The following is a 25,370-nucleotide window of genomic DNA, read 5'->3' on the forward strand; positions in this document are numbered from 1 at the left end:
CCGATTTCGAAGGTCTGCCCAAATGCAGGATGTTGCCTGGCGGCTTGCTGGCACGGCAGGCAGCGGGGGAGTTGACCTGCGACTCTTGGCTTAGGCTTGCAGAGGGGGGCGTTGGACGCTCAGGCGGGCGCTGAGTTTTTGGCGGATGGCGCGATGATCGACGTCGGCCAGCTCGCACCAGTAGGTAAAACCGTCCTCATCGCTGCTGATCCAGTCGATGGCCTGCTTCTTGAGTTGGCGGTAGTCCTTGCGCGAGTGACGCTTGACGGCCGTCAGGTCGAGCACGGCTTCATGCCAGGCCTGGCGCAGGATAGCGACTGCCAAATTGCGCTCGGAGCGGGAATCGAGGTTACTCTGGTGGCGTAGATTTTGTGCGAGTGCCCTTACTTTCATCGGCGTCGAATTCTAGCACAGATGGCCTTAATCTCAGCCTGATTTTTTGACCCCTTTCTCTTCACCGGACGGGCGGCCGGTTCTTTGGCTCGCCATCCGGGCCTGCCTTTCGCCCTATTCCTTGATCAGGCCCAGGTAGCGGAAACGGCCCTGGCGCAGCACCTGCAGCACGATGGGCTGCCCCGTCTTGATGTCGGAAAGGGCCTGGCGCAGTTGGCGCAGACTGGTGATGTCCGTACGGTTGACACCGTAGAGGATGTCGCCGGGCCGCAGGCCGCCGTTGTACTGGGGCGCATCCAGGGCGCGGGCGGCTACCAGGACGCCTCCCAGCTTGCGGGGAGAGGGCAGCAAAGCGGCGATCTCGGGGGAAATGTCGATGGCCAGCACGCCCAGGGGCTGAACCAGGTTGCGCTCGGGGTCGACCATCTGGCTGAAGCGCTCGGGGTCTTCGGGACGCTCGATCACCTGAACGCTGCGGGTCAGCCTTTCACCCTGGCGCAGCACTTCGAGCGTTACGCTGTCGCCGACCGAATACTGGTAGAGATTGACGTCGAACTGGCGTCCGTTCTCCATCAGCTTGCCGTCCAGGGTGAGGACGATGTCGCCGACTTGCAGCCCCGCCTGGCTGGCCGGGCTGGAGGGCAATACGTCGCCCAGGATGACGCCCCAATAGCGTTCCAGCCCCAGACCCTGGGCCAGCAAGGGAGTGATGGTCTGGGCGTGGACGCCGATGATTCCCCGCCGCACCCGTCCGTGCGTCTTGATCTGCTCATAGACGTTGCGGACGATGTTGGAAGGGGCCGCGAAGCCGATTCCCTCATTGCCTCCCGACTGGCTGAAGATGAGGGTGTTGATGCCCACGATCTCGCCTTCCATGTTGAGCAGCGGACCGCCGCTGTTGCCGGGATTGATGGGGGCATCGGTCTGGATGTAGACCATGGGGTCTTCAGGCTCCAGTTGGCGGGCCACGGCACTGACCACGCCCAGCGTCACCGATCCCTCCAGTCCCAGAGGAGCGCCGAACGCCATCACCAGTTGACCCTGGCGAAGCCGGTCGGAATCACCCAGCGGCAGGGAGGGCAAGTCCTCCCCCTCCACCTTGAGCAGGGCCAGGTCGGTCTCCCGGTCGAACCCCACCAGGTGGGCGCCCTGGGCGGGCATAAGAGGGCGCAAAATGGATTGGTCGCTGTCTCCTTCAAGCGGCGGCCGGGCCAGGCGGACCTGAATCTTGGTGGCGTTTTCCACCACGTGGTGGTTGGTCAGGATATAGCCCGAGGAATCGACAACCACCCCTGATCCGCCGCTGCGCAGGCGCGGCAAGCCCGAACCCACGAAGGCGCCGTCCTCGACCGGCGCGTAGCCGGTGACGAAGATCTGCACGATGGAGGGATTGGCCTTCTCGACCAGGTCCTGAAAATCCTGGTTGAGTTCCTGCAGCCCCAGCCGGCTCTCCACCGTCTGGGCCAGGGGGGAAGGACACGTGAGCCAAAGGACGGCCAGCAAGACCCCCGCCCTCACCATGTGATTCATCTCTTTCTCTCCCGGCTACTCTTCTTCCACCCAGTCCAGAGTTCGCTGGACGGCCTTTTTCCAACCCGCGTAGCCTTCTTCCCGCTGCTCATCGCTCCAGCGCGGGTCCCATTGGCGGTCGCTGCGCCAGTTGGCCGCCAGGTCCTCGGTTCCTCCCCAATATCCTACCGCTAATCCAGCCGCGTAGGCCGCTCCCAGGGCGGTGGTCTCCAGCACCTTGGGACGCTCTACCGGGACGCCCAGAATATCGGCCTGCAACTGCATCAGGGTGTCGTTGACGGTGGCGCCTCCGTCCACCTTGAGGACTTCCAGGGCCACCCCCGAGTCCTTTTCCATGGCCTCCACCACGTCGCGGGTCTGATAGCAGATGGCCTCCAGGGTGGCGCGGGCCAAATGTCCCTTGGTGTTGAAGCGCGAGAGTCCCACGATGGCCCCGCGGGCGTCAGGACGCCAGTAAGGCGCGAAGAGGCCCGAAAAGGCCGGCACAAAATAGGTGCCGCCGTTGTCTTCTACCGAATTGGCCAGGCTTTCCACCTCGCCGGCTTCGCGAATAACGCCCAATTGATCGCGCAGCCACTGCACCGCCGATCCGGTGACGGCGATGGAGCCTTCCAGCGCATAGACCGCCTTCTCATCGCCCAGCCGATAGCAGGGTGTCGTCAAGAGTCCGGCTTGAGAGGTACAGATCTCGGTGCCGGTGTTGAGCAACATGAAGTTGCCCGTGCCGTAGGTGTTCTTGGCCTCGCCCGGATGGAAGCAGGCTTGCCCTACCGTGGCCGCCTGCTGATCGCCCAGATCGCCGCAGATGGGGACCTCCTTGCTGCCCGGTACCTTGCTGCGCACCAGCCCGTAAGGCTCGGGATCGGAGGAGGGGCGAATCTCGGGCAGCATGGCCCGGGGAATGTCGAAGATCTCCAGCAGTTCCTCGTCCCAGTCCAGCGTCTGAAGGTTCATCAGCAGGGTGCGGCTGGCATTGGTGACGTCGGTGATGTGCTTGCCTCCCCGAGGACCTCCGGTGAGGTTCCAAATGACCCAGGTGTCGGGATTCCCGAAGACCGCCTCGCCCCTCTCGGACGCCTCCCTTACCCCCGAGACGTTGTCCAGGATCCAGCGCACCTTGGTGGCCGAAAAGTAGGTGGCGGGCGGCAAGCCGGTCTTGGCCCTGATGAGCTCGGCCTGCCCCTCCCGGTTGAGGCGGGAAACCATGTCCTGGGTGCGGGTGTCCTGCCACACGATGGCGTTGTACCAGGGGCGTCCCGTCTTGGGATTCCAGACGATGGCCGTCTCGCGCTGGTTGGTGACACCCACCGCGCTCAGGTCGTCGGAGGTGAGTTGAGCCCGGCTGAGGGCGTTTTCGATGACGGTGGCGATATTGTTGGCGATTTCGACGGGATCGTGTTCCACCCAGCCCGGCTCGGGCATGATCTGCTCGTGTTCCAACTGGTGCTTGCCGATCTCCTTGGCCTGATGGTTGAAGATCATGAAGCGGGTGCTGGTCGTCCCCTGGTCCACTGCCGCAACGAAATCGCTCATGCTCGCCCTTTCTCTGCTTCGCCCAATCGAGAGGTCATAAGGTGAGGCTGGAATCTTAGCAAGACGCGGTCGGGCAGGCCAAGCCGCCTTTTGTTTGACTTTGTCGGACAAATAGAGCAGAGTAGGCCGCGTGACTGATTTTCATCTCGGGGAATTCGAACAATTGGTGCTGCTGGCGCTGATGCGTCTGGGGGAGAACGCCTATGGAGTAACGGTGCGCGAAGAGCTGCTCAGCCAGGCTGGGCGCGAGACTTCGTTGGGAACCGTCTACAAGACTCTGGAGCGCTTGCAGGAGAAGGGATGCGTGTCCTGCCGCATCGGCCAGCCCACGGCCGAAAGGGGCGGACGGCGCAAGAAGTTCTATCGCGTCGAGCCTCTGGGCGCCAGGGCGCTGGAGCGTTCCTTGCAGGCCCTGCGCCGCATGGCCGAGGGCTTGGACGAGAAAACGGAGACCCCATGAGCCGCCGCTTCCGTCCGCCCGTTCTGGCCCGCCGCCTTCTGCAATGGGGCATCCCTTCAGCCCAGCAGGAATTCCTGCTGGGAGATCTGGAAGAAGAGGCCTGCCGGCATGAGCGTCGCAGCGGAGGAGCTGCCGCCCGCATCTGGTATTGGAAGCAGACCCTGGCTGCGTTAGCCGCTCTGGCCGGGCCTGGCAAGCGTCCGGGGACGTCCACCTTTCGTCACAGAGGAGAAGTCGTCATGCAAACCCTGCATCAGGACTTGCGCTTCGGATTGCGCCAAGTCGTCAAGAACCCCGTTTTCTCGTTGATTGCCGTGCTCACCCTGGCCTTGGGCATAGGTTCCAACACAGCCATTTTCAGTGTGATCAGCGGCGTACTTCTGGAGCCTCTGCCCTATCGGCAGCCGTCCACGCTGGTCAAGATCTGGAACCACTGGCCTGATTTTCCGCGGGGTTCGATCTCCGTTCCCGAGTACGAGGACTTTCGCCAAGGACTTCCCGGCTTGCAGCAGATCGGGCTGCACAACGTCCGCGGCCTCAACCTGAGCGCGGGGGATGGCCCGCCCGAGGCACGGCGCAGGGAACTGGCGGTTCGGGGGGCCCTGGGCGCGGGAGGCCTGCGATTAGCCGGGCAACTGCTCTCCGAGAGCCTGGTGCTGTCGACCTTGGGCGGAATCTCGGGCGTGCTGATCGCCTTTGGAGCCGTTTCCTGGCTACGCACGCTGAATCCTCCGGGGATTCCCCGCCTGCAGACAGTGGCTGTGGATGAACGGGCCCTGGCTTTGACTTTGCTCTTGACCCTGCTCTCGGCCTTGCTCTTTGGTTTGGCTCCAGCCCGCCGCGCCTGGGGCCTGGATGTCTCTGAGGCCCTTCGCGAGCAAGGACGGCGATGGGAGTGGTCGGGGCCCTCTGGCTGGGTCAAGCGATGGAGGGATTGCTCTTCGGCGTCGACTCCTTCGATCCTCCCACGCTGTTGGGAGTGCTGGCCGTCCTGCTGTTGTCGGCGTTGTTGGCCGGACTGCGCCCGGCGCGGCGGGCCCTGAAGGTTGATCCGGTGGTGGCTCTGCGCGGCGACTAAGCGCCCTCCACAAAAACCCTCATGCCACGAAAAAGCGGTGCCGACGGATCTGCCGGCACCGCCCGTGGGGTATTCGTTGGAAGCGGTCTGAACCAGTGCAGTGCGTCAGAAGTTTCGAGCCACCCTGTCGCGTTATCCCACGCTTTCAGCGTTCAGACCTTTGCCCTCGAAACCCAGGGTGGCGCCACCGTCTCGCTTGCGCTCGCCGGGGCTGACCCTGGGCTGACGAATCGCTCGCCTTCAGCGAGCCCGGACTTGACTTTCAACACAGTCGCTGAGCTGGCGAATCGCTCGCCTTCAGCGAGCCCGGACTTGACTTCCAACACAGTCTCTGGGCTGGCGAATTGCGCCCCTTCGGGGTTCTTTCGAACTTCGCATATCGCACCTCGAACTTGGCAAGGCCCTGGCTCAGAGTTTTATGACTGGCAGCACTAGGTGCCCAACAGGTTCACACACGGGTCAAATTCCAGCGCCCGCGGTGATGACCTAATTGCTCTCGGCGATATGAGGCAGCTCGACTAGAAGTTGACTGTCGCTTCGTTCGAGCAGACCGAGGTTCCCTCCTCGCACACCTGGTAGACGTAGGTGCCTGAGCCGCGCTGGTTGATGTTGTCGCGGAAGGCTCCGTCGTTGGCAGTGGTGGCGATGAGCACGCCGTTGCGGAAGACATCGACGTTGGAGGTGGTGGCTCCGCTCCAGGTCAGGTCAGCCTTTTGCAGACCCCTCTCCTTGCTGCCCACCGCGCTCAGGCTGATGGGGACGACCGGAGGCTCGGTGACCGAAACCAGTTGCGAGTCGATGTCGCTGGCGCCGCCGTCGTCTGTGACGGTGAGCGTGACGGTGTAATCGCCTTCCGCCGCATAGGTGTGGTTGGCGGTCTCACCGCTGGCCGAGGACCCGTCTCCGAAGTTCCAGTCGTAGCTGGCAATGGTTCCGTCGCTGTCGCTCGATCCGCCGCCGTCGAAGCTGCAACTCAAATCGGTGCAGTTGAAGGTGAAGGAAGCGGTGGGAGGCGAGTTGATCCCGTCATCGACACTGACTGTCTGCGAATCGTTGCCGGTAGCGCCGCCGTCGTCGGTGACGGTCAACGTGACGGTGTAATCGCCTTCGGCCGCGTAGCTGTGGTTGGCCGTTTGGCCGCTGGCCGAGGATCCGTCGCCGAAATCCCAGTCGTAGCTGGCTATGGTTCCATCGCTGTCAGTGGAACCGCTGCCGTCAAAGCTGCAATCCAGGTTGTTGCAGTTGAAGGTAAAGGAGGCGGTGGGCGGGATGTTGCCGTCGCCCACGCTGAACTCGCACACGAAGGTGCTCCACTGGAATGCTCCGGTGGTCTCGAAGACTTCGTTGGTGTGCCAGAAGGAGTCGGTGACCGGATCGACAGCCGTGGCCGAGTAGTCGCCGGCACGGTTGACGTCGGTCTGGACGCCCGATCCGGCGGCGCAGATCACTTCCTCGGCGTCGAGGACGCCGCTGCCGCTGTTGGCGGCCGACTGACCCGCAACCGCCGTCGAGACGAAGGTGTTGGGGCTTGAAATCAGGTAGCCGATGCCGATGTCTCCGGCGGCGTTCATGGCCGCGCTGGGTATCCAACGGTGTTCTCCGTCGGCGGGTCCGAAGGTGCCTTCCTGGTAAAGGGACCAGGTTCCGCCCGTCTCCCGCATTTCGTACCAGCGGATTCCGGCGCGTCCGCCGCCCACGTCGACCGTGTGGGCGGTCACCATGCTGCGGTGAGTCCCGAAGTCGCGGATCTGGAGGCGGTGCATAAGCCGGTCGGAAAGGGCTTCCAGCGCCGGACCGTTGTCGGGCTGGGGTACGCAGGCTTCCCGCGAAGCCCCGCACAGGTCGGCGTCGAAGGGCGTGATGGGAATTTCCGCGATTCGCGACACCGAGGCGTTCTCGGTGTTCCAGTCGACGTCGATCTGCCAGATGTCGAAGAGGTTGCTCTGCGACATGGCCGTGCCGAAGAGAGCCGGCGCGCTTCCCGCACCGTCCAGATCGCCGGCCACGAAACCGAATTCGTTGCGGCCGATGTTGAAGCCGATCAGGGTGGCCGGGTTGCCGGCGTACATGGCATCCTTGTCCATCACTCCCAGAAAGGTCCCGTCGAAGTTAAAGAAGGGCCCCCGCGGACGGAACAGGTTGGCGATCATGGTGATGGAGTCGGATACGATTCCGTGCTTGGGATAGTCGTTGAAGCCGATATTGTCGAATGAGAATTCATATCGGTTGTAGGCGCCGGTGGGATCTCCGGTCTGAGAGATGGCCACGCACTGGGAGAAGCTGCTCAGGTTACTCGGGAAAGCGAACTGGCTCACCAGCCATCGGTCAGCCTGATCGTCGTAGAGGACGATCGGGTCCCCCTGGTTGAAGGCCTGGCAGTTCCCCCCGATACCGGCCCAAAAAGCATTGCTGGGAAAGGGACCATCCATGAGCACGTTCCCGTTCTTGTCATAAATAGTGGTCAGCAGGTTGATCATCTGCACGTAGTGATTGGGGCCCACGTCGCCGTCGGTGTCCGGGGGCGCAACCAGGAATCCCAGGACGCTGGCGTTGTCATCGTTGCCAGCTCCCGGAAAACCTGAGCTTACCGACGTGAGGGCGTTGCCTGTGGTTTCCTGCAACAGGACGTCGGGCAGCGAAGGTCCGCCGTCCTGAGAAGGGCCGACGGGCTCGCCGCGGTAGTTGATGATCTCGCGCGGGGGGCCGGGCCGATATCCTAAGAGCCGCGCTTCAGCCGCCGCCGACCTGAGAGACTCGAGGGGGCGGTTGGCCGCGTGTTTCTGGATCTTCTCCAGGGCCACATCGCTCTGCGCCAACACCGGCAGGGCGCCGAAGGACAGCAACAGGCCGCAGAGAACGACAAGAGCCGTTCGCGAATGATACATTGGTTGACCTTTCTCTAGCAAGCAGTGTATGCACTTTCCAATGCTTCAAGCATTGGAAAAACCAATCAAAAGTTCGCTCCCTTCTACCCTTTTCGGCCCGTTTTGTCAATAAGTTTAAGGCAGGGACCGCTTGTCACCGGAGAGATTCTGTTGGTATCCTCGCGCGGTCATGAGCCGATTTTCCCTAACCTTTTGGGCTTTGATAGGCGCCCTGTTGGTGACGGTGAGCTTGTCGGCCCGGCAAGAGCAGGAAGCCGAGGGCCACTCCGAGGACTTGTCCGAGGTCATTGGACGGGTGCGCCAGGAGGCGGGTCCCTACTACCTGCGCGTGGACTGCACCGACGAGAGGGGCGCCCGCAACCTGGAGGTCTTTCCTTCCGGCGTGGCCATTTGGGACCAGCGCGTCCAGCTCCCTCTGGAGGACTCCGAGCGGGTCGAGTTGTTGGGGATTCTGCTGGAGCGCGGATTCGCCGAACTGAAACCTCTTTACGGCGGCAAAAAGGAGTCCGGGGAAGGAGAGGGACCGCTGCGCATTTCCTGTCAGGTGGAATTGAGCGTCGAGGAGCGGCGTAAGGTCTCCCGCCAGTTGGCCGACGGCGAGCAGTCTGCGCGATTGGTCCCCCTGGCTGGAGTTCTGTTGGACCGGATAGCCCCCCTGGCTCAGAAGCGGGGGGTAACGGCGGACGATCTTAGCGACGGATTGAGCAAGCTGAGTGAGGGCGTCCTGGGCCTGGAGGCGCTGCGTCTGCTCTTCGTCGATTTGCCCGAAGAGGGCAGCCAGCCCGGCCAGATCATGCAAGTCGAGAAGGGAAAGGCCTGGGTACGCCCTTATTATCCGGGGCGAGAACTGGGCCAAGAGTCGCCGCTGCCGCTCGGGGATGCACAGGTCTCACGGCTGGCCAAGGTGCTTGACCGGGCCATGGTCAGTTCCATGCCGGTCAACCTGTGGGCCAAGGGCCAGATCGAGGTGCAGGTCCGCATTCTCGATCACGACAAGACTCTGCTGGCCCGGCCTTTCGGCCGCTTGACTCCCCAGGGGCTGGGCGAGTTGCAGCAGCGCTTCGACCGATTGGTCGAGGACTTGAGAGAGCTTCGCTCGCGCTGGTCGTCTTTGCCGGTCGAGAAGTGACGGCTGTCAGGCCGTTTCCAGGGCGGCAATGGGCCGCCGGCTCACCCAGGCGAACTTGATGCTCAGGATGACGGCCGCCATCCCCAATCCCACGGTCAGTCCCCACCACAGTCCCGGTGCGCCCCACCCCAGCGGCAGAGCCATCAGGAAGGCTGCAGGGAATCCGATGATCCAGTAGCAGAAGACGTTGGCCAGCATGGCCCAGCGGGTCATTCCGGCTCCTCGCAGGCAACCCGAACTGACGGCCTGGATACCGTCGAAGATCTGGAAGAATCCGGCCACTATGATGAGTCCGGAGGCCAGTTCGATGACTTCCTGCTGGCTGCTGACGATCCTGGCGAAAGCCTGGGGCAGGGTCCACATGAAGATGGCGGCCATCAGCATCACGCCGCCCCCCAGCAGGATTCCGCAAAGACCCGCCCAGCGGGCCGCGGGCGTGTCGCCGCGGCCGATGGCGCGTCCTACTTGAACCGAGGTGGCCTCCCCCAGGGAGAGGGGAAGCATGAAGGTGAAGGCGGCCAGTTGCAGGGCGATCTGGTGGGCGGCCATGGGCAAGGTCCCCAGCGTCCCGGCCAGTATTCCCACGGCGGCAAAGATCCCCATTTCGGCCATCAGTTGAAAGCCGATGGGAAGCCCGATGGAAAAGTGCCGTCTGAGACGCCGTGCCCGAAAGGCCGACACAGATCCCTCTCCGGGACCGGGATCGAGGCTGCTCAGCGGCTTGATGAGGATAAGCAGTTGAGAAAAGGTGGCCACGGCGGTGGCCAGTCCAATGCCGACGACGCCCAGGGGAGGCAGTCCCATGGCGGGGAGTCCCAGGTAGGTCAGTCCCTCATCGCCCCATATGAGCAGCCAGTTGGCGGTCAGGTTGAAGACGTTGGCCGTCAAGGTGGCCACCACGATGGGACGGGGGTAGTGAGAGGCTTGCAGGTAGGCGCGCACCGCCATCAGGGTGAAAAGAGGTGGCAGGGAGGGCATCCGGCCCCAAATGTAGCGCCGGGTGTGGGCGGCCAGTTGAGGCTCGACTCCCATCCATTCCAGCGAGTAAGCCAGCGCCAGGATGAAGGCGGCTACCGGGAGCACGATCAGGAGTCCGCCGTAGATGCCGTGCCACATGGCCTTGCGGGCGTCTCTGAAGCGTCCTCCTCCCAGGGCTTGGGAAGCCAGCGGGTCGACACCGGCGGAGACTCCGATTCCGAACACCGCGCCCAGGAAGAAGACCGTACTCCCCAGCCCCACGGCTGCCAGCGAGAGCTCGTCGATGCGCCCCGCCAGAGCGGTATCGACCAGAGACATGCACTGGTAGCCCAGGTTGATGACGATGAGAGGAAGGGCAAGCCTCACCAGCGGCTTTAACTCGCTCTTAGGGCTGGCGCTTGCCGTCATTGAACCGCTCTTCTCCCCGCTAGTGCTGCTGGTCATAAGTTCTGAGCCGGGGCCTTGCCAAGTTCGAGGTGCGATATGCGAAGTTCGAAAGAACCCTGGAAGAGGGTGTCGCAAAAGTCTTCAACATGACACTTCGAAGGCTCGTTATTCCACCCCTTTAGAAGGGTTTCTGTAGAGGTGCTTCCATTGCCCAGCTAGAAGTCAAGTCCGGGCTCGCTGAAGGCGAGCGAGTCGTCAGCCCAGGGTCAGCCCCGGCGAGCGCAAAGCGAGACGGCGGCGCCACCCTAAGTTTCAGACGGCAAAGGTCTGAAAGCGTGGAATAACGCGACAGGGTGGCTCAGAGCTTCTGACGCACTGCACGAGGCTCCGACGAGAGCTCCCGCTTTCATGTGATGGTCTGACGATACGGGCTGCTCAGTCCTGAATGTACCCCAAACTGCGCAAGGCCTCCATCTGCTCGACGGTCATCTTGAAGTCGCTGACGGTCAGTTCCTCGAAGCGCCTGAACCACTCCTGGATGCGCGCTTCCCAGTCGATGTCCGGCAACCTGTGGGTTGCGGGGGCGAGGGTGCCGTCGCCGGAGGGACCCGCGGTTGAGGAGGCCCCGTTGGCGCCGTTGGAGGATGTCAGGCCGTGACGCGCGCCGGACAGCAGGTTATGCAGTTCGTCGTGGTCGCTGCGGAAGGCGAAGAGCTGGTTCAGCTCGGGGTCGTCGAAGAGCACGTACTTGTGTTCGCCGTAGTACATGGCGGTGCGGATGGGAGACTTGGTAAAGAGCTTGACGGCAAGAGCGAAACGCTCCCGCGGCTGGCGAGGGTCGAGCGCCATCAGATCGGCTCCGGGGAAGGCGTTGTCCGGATAGGGCACTCCCAGCAGCTTGAGCACGGTGGGAGCGATGTCGATCAGCATGGCGGGGGTTTCGAGCCTGGTGCCCGCGGGCAGCGAAGAGGGGAAGCGCATGATCAGGGGCACTTGAATGATGTGTTCGTAGACCTCCTGGCGATGTCCCTGGTAGTCGTGTTCTCCCAGGCTTTCTCCGTGATCGGCGGTGAAGACGACCAAGGTATTGTCGAGAAGGCCCAGCGTTTCCATATGGTCGATGACCTTGCCAAGGTAGTAGTCGGCGAATTCGATCTCGTTGATGTAGTTCTCTTCCAGTTCGCCATGCTCGTTTTCCGGCCCGTCCTCGCGCTGCACCGAGGGACGGTCGAAATCGGGATAGTAGACGTAGGGAGAATGGGGATCGAAAAAGTGCAGCCACAGGAAGAAGGGGCGCTTTTTCTTGGCCGCCTTGTTCAACCAGTTGCGTCCCAAGCGGGACACCCGGTTGGCGGGACGGGTGGTGGTCATGTTGACCTTGCCCCTGGAGAAGAAGCGGAAAAAGCCCTTGAACGCTTTGGTCAAGGCCGGATCTTCGAAGTCGTCGTCGTAGGTGGCGAAGCCCTGATCGAGGTTAAAGGTCTCCATCAGCGCGGCCGTAGCCACCACGGCTCCCGTCTGATAGCCCTCAACCGTCAGGATTTCGGCCAGGGTAATGGCGTCTTCCTCGAGCTTCTGCCCGTTGCTGCGCACGTTGTGGGTGATGGTGTACTGGCCTGTGAAGATGGAGCTATGGCTGGGAAGGGTCTGGGGCGACTGGCTGTTGCAGTGCTCGAAGAGGACGCCTTCGCGGGCCAGCCGGTCGATGGTGGGAGTGCGCGCGCCTTCGAATCCATAGGGTTGGAGACGGTCGGCGCGGGTGGTGTCGAAAGTCACCACCAGCAGGTTGGGACGGTCGTCTTGGGCCCGCCGTTGAGCCAACGCCGGGGTAAGGCCCAAGGTCAGGCTCAGGGCTAGTGCTATCGGCCGGTAACGGATCGAGATGAGATCAATCATGGACAAACAACTACTCTGATTGTTGGGTTTGATTCTTCGACGTCGCATCCTGTGAAACGATGGATCGCCGGAATAGGTTCACAATACGCTTGCGGCGGCCCCTTCAATCCCAGATGGCCACTTCAAAGCGTCCGCTGGAATCGGCGGCGCCGCGGAACATCCCGTCGCTGTTGAAGACCATGGCGATTTCGCCTCGGTGAGAGACGGCGATGAGGCCGCCGTCGCCCTTCTTCAGCGTCTTGTGGATGACTTCCTCGGCGGCCTCTTGAAGCGACAAGCCTTTGAAGGTCATCAGGGCCGACACTTGATAGGCTATCACGTTGCGGATGAACTCCTCTCCGGTTCCTGTACAGGACACCGCCACGCTGCGGTTGTCGGCGTAAGTTCCGGCGCCCACCACGGGGGAATCGCCGATGCGTCCCCAGCGCTTGCCGGTCATGCCTCCGGTCGAGGTTCCGGCGGCCAGGTCGCCGTTCTTGTCCAGGACGGCCACCCCGACGGTGCCCATTTCCTGTTCGGCCCGGTCGCGCATCTCCTGCCATTGTTTGCGGCGCCTTTCGGTGTCGAAAAAGCTGTTCTCGACGCGTTCCAGGTCCATCTGTCGGGCAAACGTCTCGGCGCCGTCATGGGAGAGGAAGACGTGACGGGTTTCCTCCATCACCTTGCGCGCCAGGGTGATGGGGTGGCGGACGGTCTTGACTCCTGTCACGGCTCCGCAGGACAGGTCGCGGCCGTCCATGATGGACGCGTCCAGTTCATGGCGGCCCTCCCAGGTGTAAACGGCGCCTTTGCCGGCGTTGAAACGGGGATCATCCTCGAGAGTGCGGATGACGGTTTCCACCACGTCCAGCGAAGCGCGGCCTTCCTCCAGCATGGAGCGTCCCAGTTCGAGGGCCTGCTTGAGGGAATCTTCATAGCCCTGGCGGATCTCTGGGTCGATATCGCGGGGGATGACCCCGGCGCCCCCGTGGATGGCGATGGCGTAGTCCAACGGTTGCCCCTCCTTCTCGGCTTGAACTGGCGGAGCGCCTCCGCATCCCGCCGCCAGCAAGAGCACCGAAAGCGCCGCAAAAAGTATTCGTTTGCGCATATCTCCAAGCCTACCCGAGAAGGCCCCTCAAGGGAAGTCTGCCCCGCGTTCACGGCAATAGGGCCTGTGCTATAGTGCGCCTCATGGGATTTGAGGGTGTCGATTTCATGCTTTTGGAGGATCTCTACAGCGATGAGGAGAGGCTCATCCAGGAGACCCTTCGTTCTTTCGTCGATAAAGAGGTGATGCCGGTTATCGAAGACCACTACATGGCGGGGACCTTCCCCATGGACCTGGTCCCCAAGCTGGGCGAACTGGGTGTCTTCGGTGCCAATCTCGAGGGTTACGGCTGCGCCGGATTGGGCAGCACCGCTTACGGCATCATCATGCAGGAACTGGAGCGCGGCGACAGCGGACTGCGCAGCTTCGCCTCGGTACAGGGCGCGCTGGTCATGTACCCCATTTACTCTTTCGGAAGCGATGCCCAGAAAGAACGCTGGCTGCCCAAGATGGCCAGCGGAGAGGCCATCGGATGTTTCGGGTTGACCGAGCCCGACTTCGGGTCCAACCCGGCGGGCATGATCACCCGCGCCAAGAAAGACGGCGACTCCTACGTCATCAACGGGGCCAAGGCCTGGATCACCAACGGCTCTCTGGCCGACGTGGCCGTGGTGTGGGCCCGCTGCGACGACGACAAGATTCGCGGATTCCTGGTTGAGAATGGTAGCGAGGGCTTCGAGACCAAGGATTACCACAACAAGCATTCGCTGCGCGCCTCCATTACTTCGGAGCTGATCTTCGACCAGTGCCGCATTCCGGCCGACAACCTGCTGCCCAAGACCGAGGGATTGAAGAACGCCCTCATGTGCTTGACTCAGGCCCGCTACGGCATCGCCTGGGGAGCGGTGGGGGCCGCCATGGCCTGTTATGAATCGGCCCGCAAGTGGTCGCTGGAAAGAAAGCAGTTCGCCGGCAGGCCCATCGCGTCCCACCAATTGGTGCAGCGCAAGCTGGCGTTGATGCTGACCGAGATCACCAAGGCGCAGCTTTTGGCCTTCCGCCTCTCCCGGCTCAAGGATCAGGGGAAGATGCGTTTCGACCATGTCTCCATGTGCAAGCGCAACAACGTCTCCATCGCCCTCGACATCGCCCGCATGGCCCGCGACGTCCTGGGCGCCAACGGAATCCTCAGCGACTATCCGCCCTTCCGTCACATGGCCAATCTGGAATCCGTTTACACCTACGAGGGGACTCACGACATCCACACCCTCATCCTGGGCCAGAGCGTCACCGGAATCCCGGCCTACGAGTAGGGCTCGCCGGGCCTTCCGAAACGCCCTAAAGGGCGGCGGCGTCCTAACCCGCGAAGCAGGATGGCAGGCAAAGAGCAGAAGGAGGAAACGCATGGCGCAATACTGGCTCATGAAGTCCGAACCCAACGAGTACTCCATCGACGATCTGAAAAGGGACGGCCGTTCTCCCTGGTACGGGGTCCGCAACTACCAGGCCCGCAACATTATGCGCGACGACATGAAGGCGGGAGACGAAGTCCTCTATTACCATTCCAATGCCAAGCCTCCTGGAATTGTCGGACGGGCCCGGGTGGTCAAAGAAGGCTATCCCGACCACACGGCGCAAGATCCCGACGACAAGCACTACGATCCCAAGGCCAGCCAGGATGATCCGCGCTGGTTCATGGTGGATATCGAATTCGTGGAGAAGTTTCCCAGGCTGCTTGCGCTGCCCGACCTTCGCCAGGTGGAGGCGCTGCAGCAGATGGTCCTGCTCAACCGCTCCCGCCTCTCCGTGCAGCCGGTCAAAGAAGAAGAATTCGACCTCATTCTGCGTTTGGCTAAGGAAGGCTTCGGCGACTCTTGAACTCGCCCCCTGTTCCCGATATCTTTAATCTCGGCATGTCGCTGGATTTTGTCCCTCTCGCCTCAACCGCCTGTCGAGCACACCCAGGAGCCCGCTAACCATGTCCAATGCCTACTGGGGATTGTCTTCAACCATCGGCAAGAAGGTGCTCATGGGACTGACGGGCTTAGCCTTGGTGGGTTTCGTCATTGGCCATTTGGCCGGCAACCTGCTGCTGCTCAGTCCCAATCCCGACCACTTCAACCGCTACGCTCATACGCTGGAGAGCATGGGCGTCCTGCTCTACCTGGCCGAGGCCGGGTTGGCCCTGGTCTTCGGAGTCCATATCTATAACGGCGTGCGCATCTCCATCCACAACCGGCGGGCGCGTCCTGTCAAGTACCGCAAGGGCGGAAACGCCGGAGGCGTGTCCAAGAAAAACACCTCTTCGGTTTCCATGATCTGGACGGGGCTGATCCTCTTCGCCTTCCTCATCTGGCACTTGGCCGCCTTGAAGTTCGGGGGCGGGGTGGAGGCCGGTTACGTGACCCGCTTGCAGGGTGTCGACGGGCCTGTGCGCGACCTCTACAGACTGGTCGTCGAACGTTTCAGCGAAGCCTGGTTCTCAGGACTCTACGTGTTGGTGATGATCCTGCTGGGAGTCCATCTCCGCCACGGTTTCTGGAGCGCCTTCCAGTCGCTCGGCGCCAACCACCCCCGCTACATGCCGCTGATCCGCGCCCTGGGTATCGGTTTGGCCTTGCTGCTGGCCGTGGGCTTTCTCTTCATTCCGGTTTGGATCTACGTGACGGGAGGGGCGCAGGCATGAAACTGGTCTCCAAAGTACCCAGCGGACCCATCGAGAAGATCTGGGACAACCACCGATTCCAAATGAAGCTCATCAATCCCGCCAACAAGCGCAAGCACGAGCTGATCGTGGTCGGGACGGGTTTAGCGGGCGGATCGGCAGCCGCTTCCCTGGCCGAACTGGGCTACCATGTGAAGGCCTTCTGCATCCAGGACTCGCCTCGCCGAGCCCACAGCATCGCCGCCCAGGGCGGCATCAACGCCGCCAAGAACTATCCCAACGACGGCGACAGCATTTGGAGGCTCTTTTACGACACGGTTAAGGGAGGCGACTATCGCTCCCGCGAATCCAACGTCTACCGCTTGGCCCAGGTTTCCAACAGCATCATCGACCAGTGCGTGGCCCAGGGCGTGCCCTTCGCCCGCGAGTACGGAGGCACCCTGGCCAACCGTTCTTTCGGCGGCGCCCAGGTTTCGCGCACCTTCTACGCCCGGGGACAGACCGGCCAGCAGCTCTTGCTGGGGGCTTACGGGGCTCTCATGCGTCAGGTCGACAGCGGGCAGGTGCAGATGTTGCCGCGCCGCGAGATGCTGGATGTAGTGGTGGTGGACGGCAAAGCCCGCGGCATCGTCGTCCGCAACCTCGACACCGGCGAGCTGGAACGTCACGCGGGGGACGCCGTCATTCTTTGCACCGGGGGATACGGCAACGTCTTCTATCTCTCCACCAACGCCTTCAACTCCAACGTGACAGCCGCCTGGCGCTGCCACCGCCGGGGCGCCGCCTTCGCCAATCCCTGCTTCACCCAGATCCACCCCACCTGCATTCCCGTCTCGGGCGACTATCAATCAAAGCTGACGCTTATGAGCGAGTCGCTGCGCAACGACGGAAGGGTGTGGGTGCCCAGGAAGAAAGACGACGACCGCTCGCCCAACAGCATTCCCGAGGACGAGCGCGATTACTACCTGGAACGCAAGTATCCGGCCTTCGGCAACCTGGTGCCGCGCGACATCGCATCGCGCAGCGCCAAAGAGGTCTGTGATGCCGGATACGGGGTGGGGGAGAGCGGAAAAGCCGTCTTCCTCGACTTTCGCGACGCCATTCAGCGCATGGGACGCGACGTCATCGAGGACAAGTACGGCAATCTCTTCGACATGTACGAGCGCATCACCGGAGAGGACCCCTACCAGGTTCCCATGCGCATTTATCCCGCGACCCACTACACCATGGGCGGGTTGTGGGTGGATTACAACCTGATGAGCACCCTGCCGGGACTGCACGTTCTGGGAGAGGCCAACTTTTCAGACCATGGAGCCAACCGGCTGGGCGCCAGCGCTCTGATGCAGGGACTGTGCGACGGCTACTTCGTGATTCCCTACACCATCGGGGACTATATCGCCAACGCCCATCTGCCCGCCGTCGATCCCGACGCCGGCGAGTTCGAAGAGGTGGCGCGCCAGGCGGAAGAGCGCTTGCAGCGGCTGCTTTCCATCAAAGGCAACAAGACCCCACGCGAATATCACCGCGAGTTGGGCCAAATCGTGTGGGACAAAGTCGGCATGTCGCGCAACAAGCAAGGCCTGGAAGAAGCCTTGCAGGAGATCAGGGCGCTGCGCAGCGAGTTCTGGGAAAACCTGACGGTGCCGGGCCGCAACGACACCCTCAACAAGTACCTGGAGATCGCCGGCCGCGTGGCCGATTACCTTGAGCTGGCCGAACTGATGGCCATCGACGCTCTCAAGCGTGAGGAGTCCTGCGGGGCCCACTTCCGCGAGGAGCATCAGACCGAGGAAGGCGAGGCCCGGCGCAACGACGACGATTACATGTACGTGGCGGCCTGGGAATGGAAGGGCGAGGAGCAGGGTTGGGAACTGCACAAGGAAGAACTGAAATACGAGAACGTCACCCCTTCTCAGCGCAGCTACAAGTAGCGTCGGGCGCTGCGGCGGACAGGAAGAAGACATGGCCAAGAATCTCAATCTGACGCTCCGGATCTGGCGCCAGGACGGTCCTCAGGCGTCTGGCAGGTTGGTGGACTACCAGGTGGAGGACATTTCCGACGAGATGTCCTTTCTGGAAATGCTCGACGTGCTCAACGAACGGCTGATCAAGAAGGGGGAGATCCCGGTGGAGTTCGACAGCGACTGCCGCGAGGGCATTTGCGGCACCTGCGGACTCACCATCGACGGCGTCGCTCACGGGCCCGTGGCCGGGGTCAGTTGTTGTCAGCTTCACATGCGCCATTACCAGGACGGGGACACCATTACCATCGAGCCTTTCCGGGCGGCGGCCTTCCCGGTGATTCGCGATTTGGTGGTGGACCGAAGCGCTTTCGACAGGATTGTGCAGGCGGGCGGATACGTCGGCATCAACACCGGCAATGCGCCCGACGCCAACGCCCTGCCCATCGCCAAGGACATGGCTGATCTGGCCATGGACTCCGCCACCTGCATCGGCTGCGGCGCCTGCGTGGCCTCCTGTCCCAACGGGTCGGCGGCTTTGTTCACCGGGGCCAAGATCTCTCAGTACACTTTCCTTCCGCAGGGTCAGCCCGAGCGCCGACGCCGGGCTTTGCGCATGGTGGCCGCCATGGACGAAGCCGGATTCGGCAACTGCTCCAATCACGCCGAATGCGAGGCGGTCTGTCCCAAGGGCATCTCCATCGGCAACATCGCCCGCATGCGCCGCGAGTACATGCGCGCCGCCCTCACCCGCCGCGACGACTGAGGCCACCACCCACGTTAAAGATCGCGGCGGCGGAGGAGGAAGGAAGCCGTCCAGGCCGAGAGGGCGAACCAGGCTGCCAGCGTGAGGCTGAGCAGGGCCACGGCACGAGGCAAGCTTCCTAGCCAGCGCAGAAGCTGGGCTCCGGCCGGACCATAGACTTCGCTCCCCGCAAGGCTGAGCATGGCTGCTACCCGGGTGGCGTCGATGGGATTGAGAAAGACCGCCGTCACGGCCAGGCGGTTGGCCCATAACTCGGGGAGCAGAAAGCTGAGTCCGATCACCAGCAAGTCGAATAGCAGAACCAGGAAGAACCACACCACCAAGACCACCGCATAGGCTCGTGTGGTGCGTCCCGACAGGATGCAGAGCAGGCTGGACAGTGCGATAAAGACCCAGCCTACGGCCAAAGTGAATCCGACCAGGTAGAGATAGCTGAGAAATCCTCGGCTGCCCACCTTGAAAGCGATGAGCGCGCCCGACAGTCCAAACCCCAGCAGAGTGGCGAGCAGATGAGAAGCGGCCAGCCCGCCCAGTTTGCCCAGCACGATTTCGGAAGACAAGACCGGTTCGGTGAAGAGCTGTTCGGTGGCTCCCCCTTCAGCACGAAAACTCTGCGTTCCCATCATCATGGCCGCCAGGGGGACGATGTAGAGAACCAGGTTGAGCAGGCTGATGGCGGTGCGGTCAAAACCCTGAAACCCGGTGTATTCAATGACTGCCAGCCCGAAGTAGCTGACCGCCAATGTCAGGACTGCCAAGACGGCGGCGTAGGAGGCCAACCAGCGGTTGCGCAGCGTGAGGCGCAGCTCCTGGCGGGCGATAGCGGCCACAACGCCGGGTTGAGGCAAAGAGTCCTTCAAGGTTCCACCTCGCGACGGAACTGCTGCCACGTGAGCAACCTCCCGTCCATTTCTCGGGCCCAGTGGCGGGCTCCTGCCGCATCGGCCAAAGCGGCCGTTGCGTAGCCCATTGGAGAGGGAATCCTCTGGGAGCGCACGAAGACGGCCTGGTGGACCGGCATCCATTGCTGAGTGCGGTAGTCAACCACGTAAAGGGCCGTGGACGGATCCGTGCGGTTCTCGCGCAGCCAGAGCGCCATGCATCCGATGTCGTCAAAGAAGGCCGCGCCCGAGGGCTGCACCGCCTGGGCGGCGTAGCGTTTTTCGGAAATCGCCATGCGGCAGCGGTTGCAGATGTCTTCGTCGAGGCGCAGCCGTTGCGGTTCCAACCCGCCGCCGCAAGCGGCCGACAGGATGGCCGCGGCAGCCGCGCACAGCACCATCCGCCTGACCTCAGCCTTGGTCTCGCTTATCCACATAGCTCATGTAAACTCGTTCGATTGATGGTTCCTCGGTTTGAAAGCTCTCGACCTGGCCCAGCTCGGCCAGCCTGGCCAGGATTTGGTAGCGCCGGCGAGGCGAAGCCGTGACCAGCAGGGAGCGGCCGTTGAGTCCGACCTCGATTGCCCCGGCCTCTTTGGCCGCCTGTGCCAGGGCGGGGCTCGTGCTCTTCATTCTTACCCGCAATAGAGAGCGGCGGCTCAACTCAGCCCGCAAGGCGGCGACGTCTTGCCTTGCCACGACCCGTCCATCCACCAGTATCACGGCCTTCTCGGCCAGGCCTTCGACGTCGGCCAGAACGTGGGTCGAGAAGAGCAGAGCCCGGCCTTGCTCACGCCAGCGGCCTGCCAATTCGCGCATATGAAGGGCGGCTTCGACGTCCAGGCTGGCGGTGGGTTCGTCGAAAAGCATCAGCTCGGCCTGGCCCATTCCCGCCACGGCCAGCGAGAGGCGCTGGCGCATTCCCACCGACAGCCCGGACACGGGGCGGGCTTGATCGCGCTGCGGGATACCGGCTTCCTGCAGGGCCTGGCGGCGTTCTCTTTCCCCCAGCCCGCGCAGGCGGGCATGAAAAGCGATGATTTCTGAGGCGCTCAAGACGGGGGGGAAAGAAGCTTGTTGAGGCAGGTAAGTGAAATGGCGGCGGACTTGCCGGTTGTTGCGGCTTTGGCGCAAGCCGGCGATGGAGATGCTTCCCGAGTCCACCTTCAACAGTCCCGCCACGCAGCGAAGGATGGTGGTCTTGCCGCTGCCATTGGGTCCCAACAGGGCCACCGATTGTCCCGCCTGGACGCAGAAGGACACCTCTTGCACGGCCGGACGCCCCTGGTAAGACTTGCTGAGTCCCTGCACTTGCAGCAGCGGCTTCATCGGCGCAACCTCCAGCAGGCCAGACATCCCGCCAGCAGGGATCCCAGGGCCGCCGCCACTCCCGCCGGCCAACTGCGGCGGCTCAACTGAGCCAGGGCGGGCATGCTTTCAACTCCGCTTACCGGCTTCAGGCGGGGCGCGTCGTCGAACTGCTGGCTGGAGGGTACCAGAGGAAAGCTGCGCTCGGCGGCCGCCAGGGTCTCGGCTGCTGCGCTGGAGAGATAGAGGCGCAGCAGTGGACGGCTGCCCTGCAAGTATTCGAAGGCGTCCTGCAGGCGGTGGGGAACGTCGCCCACGCCGTCGTCATCGAGGTCGTAGCCGCGGTAGTCGGAGTAGTAATTGCCTTGTCCTTGCGGACTCCAGTCGGCCTTGGCCCTGCCCACCGTATGCAGGGTGCTGGAGTTGTCGATGAAGTCGTTGAGCGTGAAGCGGTTCTCCAGCGAACTGGCGTAAAGCACCAGTCCGATGTCGTTGTAGGCCACCAGGTTGCGGCGGAAAACATTGCGGTGGGAGCTGTCGAGAAAGATGCCGCGTCCATTGTTGACGATCAGGTTGCTCTCGGCCACCGAGTCGATGCATTCCTTGAGGAGCAAGCCGAAAGCGTTGTAGCCGCGCCGGTTGTTGACAATCAAGTTGTGGTTGAAGCGCACCCGTTCGGTGTACATCACCGCCACACCCGCTATGCTGTCGCGGAAGACGTTGCGGCTGAAGGTGTTGTCGCTGCAGTACATGTAGTGGACGCCGTAGCGCAGATCGGCGAACTCGTTGTCCTCAACCGTGTTGAAGTCGGCGTGGTCGAAATAGACTCCGTCGCGGACTTGGCGCACGTCGTTTCGGCGCAGCAAGTTGTGGTAGGCGTCATAGAGGTGGACGCCGGCCCCCCGCTGCCCCAGCGGCTTGTGGGCGCGTCCCCGGATGCGGTTGCCTTCGATCAGGGCCCGCCGGCAGCCGTCGAGATAAATGCCGAAGAGGTTGTCGAGAATGTGGTTGCCGATAACTTCAGCCTGGCGTCCTTTGACGCGCACGCCGGCATCGCTGACCATCATGTTGTTGCCCGACCCGCTGATGGTGAAGCCTTCAATACGGACCCCGTCGGCCAGAACCAGAACCACGTCGCCGCTGCCTTGCCCCCGAAGATGCGCCTGTCCGCCGCCCAAGAGAGTAACGGGTTTGTCTACGATCAGATTCTCCCGATACTCGCCGGGAAGGACGGATATGACTTGTCCCGGGGCGGCCGCCTCGATGGCCTCCTGAATGGAGGTGAATTCGCCGGACGGACCGACCTCCACCGGTTGAACCGAAGTTCCTCCCGTAGCCAGCGTGGTGAACAAGGCGAGCGTCATCGTCAACAACGTCTTCATGGATGATTCTCACTCTTGACGACCGCCCAGGTAGGCGGTCAACAGCGCGGCGGCCAGAAAGAGCCCGAAGATCAGCATGGCGTAGCTTCCGCCTCCCGGGTAGCTCTCGATCCAAAAATTGGCCACCTGCACGCGTCCGAAGAAGGGCGGGGTGAAGGGAGCGACGGTGACGGCGGCGGTGGGGTCGAGGTTGTGTCCGTATTCGTAGAGCCGCGAGTAAAAGGTCCAGGCCGCGAATCCTCCGAAATAGAGATAGAGGACCGTGATGTCCACCAGGTCTTTGACGCTGCCGAAGACCAGGGCCCGCAAAATGATGAGCAGCAGGAAACCGACCACGAACGGCATCCAAAGAAACTCGGAGAAGTCGCTTTCCAGCAAAGGACGCATCCCGATGTAGTGATTGAGCGAGTTGATCTCGCGAAGATCATCGCGGTTGGGCGTCTTCTGGCCTTCCAGGTGGTCGATATAGATGGCCAGCCGCAGCGGATCGGGATACTGGTTGGACTGAAAGGACATGGTCCAGAGCGGAAAGTAGAAGATGAAGGGCGCCGCCAACAATGCCAGCAGCAGAAAGAGGCGGGCCTTGGAGTTGATCGGAGACTGCAGAACGGCTTGTTGAGCTTCTAAACGTTTGCCCATTTCAGTCCTCCAAGGTTGGATGCGCCGGAGGGCGGCTCCCCCCGGCCATCGTGTTTGGAGCTAGCGAGCGACCTCATACCGCCGAGAGCATTGGGCTTTCAGCGCGGTCGCTGAAACTTGACGCGTGTGTGAACTTGTTGGCCACCTACCGGCCCTAGTGCAGTGCGTCAAAGGTTTTGAGCCACTCTGTGGCGTTATCCCACGCTTTCAGCGTTCGCACATTTGCCGTCTGAAACCCAGGGTGGCGCCGCCGTCTCGCTTGCGCTCGCCGGGGCTGACCCTGGGCTGGCGAATCGCTCGCCTTCAGCGAGCCCGGACTTGACTTCTAACACAGTCGCTGAGCTGGCGAATCGCTCGCCTTCAGCGAGCCCGGACTTGGCTTCTAACACAGTCGCTGGGCTGGCGAATCGCTCGCCTTCAGCGAGCCCGGACTTGACTTCTAACACAGTCGCTGAGCTGGCGAATCGCTCGCCTTCAGCGAGCCCGGACTTGACTTCTAACATAGTCGCTGGGCTGGCGAGTCTGTCCCTGTCAGGGACAAGAACGGCGGCCCTGGCTCAGAACTTATGACCGGCAGCACTAGCGCACCAGCATGTAGCCTTGCATTTCCTGATGAAGAGCCGAGCAGAAGTTGGTGCAGTAGTAGGCGAAGACTCCCGGCTTGTCGGCGATGAAAGTGACATGCTTTGTTTCTCCCGGATCAACCACGATGTTGATGTTGTAGCCGTTGATGCCCAAGCCGTGAAGCTCGTCGGTAGTCTGCTCGATGTTGGTGATGTGGATGCTCACCTCGTCGCCCCGTCGCACCTCGAAGCTGGTGGGATGCATCGTCGAGCGCACCGCCGCCATCTTGACGTCGACACGGTTGCCTGAACGGGTCACTCCGGCGTCGGCGATGTCGAAGATGGCCATTGGATCGTCGTTCTCCGCCTGAGGGTAGACCTCGATAGGATTGAGCAGCTCGCGCGGGCAGGCCTGGGCATAGTGAGGCTCGGGTTCGGTGAAGGCGTCATAGAGCAGCCGCATGCTTTCGCCGCTGATATCGATCAGTTGGCTCGATTCGGGCTGGGACGGTCCTACGTTGAGGTGGCGTCCATGGGAGAGCTTGTTGAGGGCAATGAGGTAGTCGCCTGAAGGCTGCATGGAGTCGCCTCCGGGAACCAACAAATGCCCGATGTTGTAACTGACGGGAATGGTGTCCAGCACCTCGCCCGTTTGCGGGTCCCATTTGGCCACCGCGCTGTCGATGAAGAGGCTGGTGTAGGCGTTGCCCCGGTTGTCGAACTGGGTGTGCAGCGGACCCAAACCGATCTGCACCTCGCGCTCCATCACGCTCTCGTAGGTGAGGACGGGGATGCCGTCTTCGTCGCCGCTGAAGTCCCGGTCCTGAATGGCCTGCAGCATCTTGTCGAAGCTGAAGACGGTGGTGATGGCTTCCAGCTTGCCGCTGGTGACGAAGAAAGTGCCGTCAGGGCCGAAGTCGACTCCGTGAGGGCTCTTGGCCACCGGGATCAGATAGGCGATTCCGGGATTCTCGGCGGGGTCGAGCACGTCTACACCACCGATCTTCTGTCCCTTGCCGTCGGCGACCGCTTGAGCCGCCAGCTTCCAGTTGACGGCGATGGCGTAGTCGCGGTCATTGGCGCTGGCCGTCTTCTCCAGTTCGCCGATGGCCCGCTCGGAGTTGTAGCAGGTCCACAGCGCCCATTCGGCTGAAGGGCCGCGTCCGGTGGAGCCCAGGTCCCAATCGAAAGGCGGAGTCACGATCTGGAACCCCATGCTCATCTCCCCGCTGTCGGGATCGACCTTGACGGCTCCCACCAGGCCCTTGTAGTCGGTCGCGTAACCTTCGATGGTGGCGTAGGTCCCCTTGGGTATGGGGATGCCGAAACGCGAGGCGAAGAGGATCATTTCGGTGTTTGCGGTCACGAAGGCGCTGCCGTGGTTGCCCGACAGATTGGCGATGGGACCGTAGATCTGCTTGGTCTTGAAATCGCGCAGGTCGATCCGGGCTAAACGGGCGTTGGCGTTGTCATTGACGAAAAGCCAACGGCCGTCGTAGACGCCCTCGGTCTTGGAGAGCGAGGGATGGTGGACGTCGCCCCATGTGAAGTCGCCCAGCATTTCCCGGCTCTCGTCGTCGAACCCGTATCCGGTCGCGGGATAGGGCGCGAAGACCGGAATGGTGGAAATATGGCGCATGGAGGGGATTCCGGCCACGTAGACGTTTCCGGAATGTCCGCCCGAGTAAAACAGGTAGTGCTGGTCGAGGTCGCCTGGCGGCACGTAGGCCGCCGTGGCGGCATCGGCAGCGCTTCCCGTGGCGGCTCCGCGTCTTTGCGGTTCTCCTCCTTGACAGGCGAAGAACCCCAAAGCGAGCGCCGCCACAACAATCAAAGTCCATCCCCATCTGGGGACTCCTAACGTCTTGCCAAACATCACTTACCTCCTCTTGGTTCGGCCTCTGAG

21 protein-coding genes are annotated in these 25,370 nt (G+C 62.4%); 8 read left to right on the plus strand and 13 right to left on the minus strand.

The annotated features are described in order from the left end of the window. Positions 1-90: 90 nt before the first annotated feature. From VLU25_07340 to glpK, 3 genes are all read right to left on the minus strand, one after another. Entirely contained in the window at positions 91-393 is a 303-nt protein-coding gene (locus tag VLU25_07340) for a hypothetical protein (protein ID HSR67738.1), read from the minus strand. A 114-nt stretch (positions 394-507) separates the two neighbouring features. Beyond that, complete coding sequence (locus VLU25_07345) at positions 508-1,923, minus strand: trypsin-like peptidase domain-containing protein (GenBank protein HSR67739.1); 1,416 nt, start codon at positions 1,921-1,923, stop codon at positions 508-510. A 15-nt stretch (positions 1,924-1,938) separates the two neighbouring features. Then, entirely contained in the window at positions 1,939-3,456 is a 1,518-nt protein-coding gene (gene glpK, locus VLU25_07350; protein ID HSR67740.1) for a glycerol kinase GlpK, read from the minus strand. A gap of 130 nt (positions 3,457-3,586) precedes the next feature. Between glpK and VLU25_07355 the strand changes: the two genes are divergently transcribed. Together VLU25_07355 and VLU25_07360 are read left to right on the plus strand one after the other, a co-directional pair. Further along, the gene (locus VLU25_07355) at positions 3,587-3,916 is read left to right on the plus strand and encodes a PadR family transcriptional regulator (protein HSR67741.1); all 330 of its coding nucleotides are present in this window, start codon (positions 3,587-3,589) and stop codon (positions 3,914-3,916) included. After that, positions 3,913-4,959, plus strand: a complete 1,047-nt coding sequence (locus tag VLU25_07360) for an FtsX-like permease family protein (GenBank protein HSR67742.1) — start codon at positions 3,913-3,915, stop codon at positions 4,957-4,959. The genes VLU25_07355 and VLU25_07360 overlap by 4 nt, the downstream gene beginning before the upstream one ends. Before the next feature lie 553 nt (positions 4,960-5,512). On the opposite strand, the gene VLU25_07365 is transcribed toward VLU25_07360, so the two are convergent. Then, on the minus strand, positions 5,513-7,879 hold the full coding sequence (locus VLU25_07365) for a PKD domain-containing protein (protein HSR67743.1): 2,367 nt from the start codon (positions 7,877-7,879) through the stop codon (positions 5,513-5,515). Positions 7,880-8,096: 217 nt separating this feature from the next. Between VLU25_07365 and VLU25_07370 the strand changes: the two genes are divergently transcribed. Continuing rightward, positions 8,097-9,008 carry a hypothetical protein gene (locus VLU25_07370; GenBank protein HSR67744.1) on the plus strand — a complete coding sequence of 304 codons (912 nt, stop codon included), beginning with the start codon at positions 8,097-8,099 and terminating at the stop codon, positions 9,006-9,008. A 6-nt stretch (positions 9,009-9,014) separates the two neighbouring features. On the opposite strand, the gene VLU25_07375 is transcribed toward VLU25_07370, so the two are convergent. From VLU25_07375 to VLU25_07385, 3 genes are all read right to left on the minus strand, one after another. Beyond that, complete coding sequence (locus VLU25_07375; protein HSR67745.1) at positions 9,015-10,394, minus strand: MATE family efflux transporter; 1,380 nt, start codon at positions 10,392-10,394, stop codon at positions 9,015-9,017. A gap of 414 nt (positions 10,395-10,808) precedes the next feature. Next, the gene (locus VLU25_07380; protein HSR67746.1) at positions 10,809-12,269 is read right to left on the minus strand and encodes a sulfatase; all 1,461 of its coding nucleotides are present in this window, start codon (positions 12,267-12,269) and stop codon (positions 10,809-10,811) included. Positions 12,270-12,372: 103 nt separating this feature from the next. Continuing rightward, on the minus strand, positions 12,373-13,359 hold the full coding sequence (locus tag VLU25_07385) for an isoaspartyl peptidase/L-asparaginase (GenBank protein ID HSR67747.1): 987 nt from the start codon (positions 13,357-13,359) through the stop codon (positions 12,373-12,375). An 83-nt stretch (positions 13,360-13,442) separates the two neighbouring features. Between VLU25_07385 and VLU25_07390 the strand changes: the two genes are divergently transcribed. From VLU25_07390 to VLU25_07410, 5 genes are all read left to right on the plus strand, one after another. Beyond that, positions 13,443-14,612 carry an acyl-CoA dehydrogenase family protein gene (locus VLU25_07390; GenBank protein HSR67748.1) on the plus strand — a complete coding sequence of 390 codons (1,170 nt, stop codon included), beginning with the start codon at positions 13,443-13,445 and terminating at the stop codon, positions 14,610-14,612. A 91-nt stretch (positions 14,613-14,703) separates the two neighbouring features. Beyond that, positions 14,704-15,177: an EVE domain-containing protein gene (locus VLU25_07395; protein ID HSR67749.1), complete on the plus strand. Its 474-nt coding sequence runs from the start codon at positions 14,704-14,706 to the stop codon at positions 15,175-15,177. A gap of 100 nt (positions 15,178-15,277) precedes the next feature. Beyond that, positions 15,278-15,985: a succinate dehydrogenase cytochrome b subunit gene (locus VLU25_07400; protein ID HSR67750.1), complete on the plus strand. Its 708-nt coding sequence runs from the start codon at positions 15,278-15,280 to the stop codon at positions 15,983-15,985. Beyond that, positions 15,982-17,895, plus strand: coding sequence for a fumarate reductase/succinate dehydrogenase flavoprotein subunit (locus VLU25_07405; GenBank protein HSR67751.1), 1,914 nt, complete (start codon positions 15,982-15,984; stop codon positions 17,893-17,895). The genes VLU25_07400 and VLU25_07405 overlap by 4 nt, the downstream gene beginning before the upstream one ends. A 31-nt stretch (positions 17,896-17,926) precedes the next feature. Continuing rightward, positions 17,927-18,691, plus strand: coding sequence for a succinate dehydrogenase/fumarate reductase iron-sulfur subunit (locus VLU25_07410; GenBank protein HSR67752.1), 765 nt, complete (start codon positions 17,927-17,929; stop codon positions 18,689-18,691). A gap of 14 nt (positions 18,692-18,705) precedes the next feature. On the opposite strand, the gene VLU25_07415 is transcribed toward VLU25_07410, so the two are convergent. The 6 genes from VLU25_07415 to nosZ all read right to left on the minus strand — a co-directional run bounded on the left by VLU25_07415 (position 18,706) and on the right by nosZ (position 25,340). Further along, entirely contained in the window at positions 18,706-19,551 is an 846-nt protein-coding gene (locus VLU25_07415; protein ID HSR67753.1) for an ABC transporter permease subunit, read from the minus strand. Then, positions 19,548-20,009 (minus strand): nitrous oxide reductase accessory protein NosL, encoded by a 462-nt coding sequence (locus tag VLU25_07420; GenBank protein ID HSR67754.1) that lies wholly within the window; start codon positions 20,007-20,009, stop codon positions 19,548-19,550. Before VLU25_07420 ends, VLU25_07415 begins: the two co-directional genes overlap by 4 nt. Further along, on the minus strand, positions 19,984-20,901 hold the full coding sequence (locus VLU25_07425) for an ABC transporter ATP-binding protein (GenBank protein HSR67755.1): 918 nt from the start codon (positions 20,899-20,901) through the stop codon (positions 19,984-19,986). Before VLU25_07425 ends, VLU25_07420 begins: the two co-directional genes overlap by 26 nt. Then, positions 20,898-22,262, minus strand: a complete 1,365-nt coding sequence (nosD, locus tag VLU25_07430; protein HSR67756.1) for a nitrous oxide reductase family maturation protein NosD — start codon at positions 22,260-22,262, stop codon at positions 20,898-20,900. The genes VLU25_07425 and nosD overlap by 4 nt, the downstream gene beginning before the upstream one ends. Before the next feature lie 9 nt (positions 22,263-22,271). Next, positions 22,272-22,901, minus strand: coding sequence for a hypothetical protein (locus tag VLU25_07435; GenBank protein ID HSR67757.1), 630 nt, complete (start codon positions 22,899-22,901; stop codon positions 22,272-22,274). Positions 22,902-23,480: 579 nt separating this feature from the next. After that, a complete protein-coding gene (nosZ, locus tag VLU25_07440) occupies positions 23,481-25,340 on the minus strand; it encodes a Sec-dependent nitrous-oxide reductase (protein HSR67758.1) in 1,860 nt (619 codons plus the stop codon). Positions 25,341-25,370 lie beyond the last annotated feature (30 nt).

Source organism: Acidobacteriota bacterium, assembly GCA_035471785.1.
Taxonomy (GTDB): Bacteria; Acidobacteriota; UBA6911; order RPQK01; family DATIPO01; genus JANQFM01.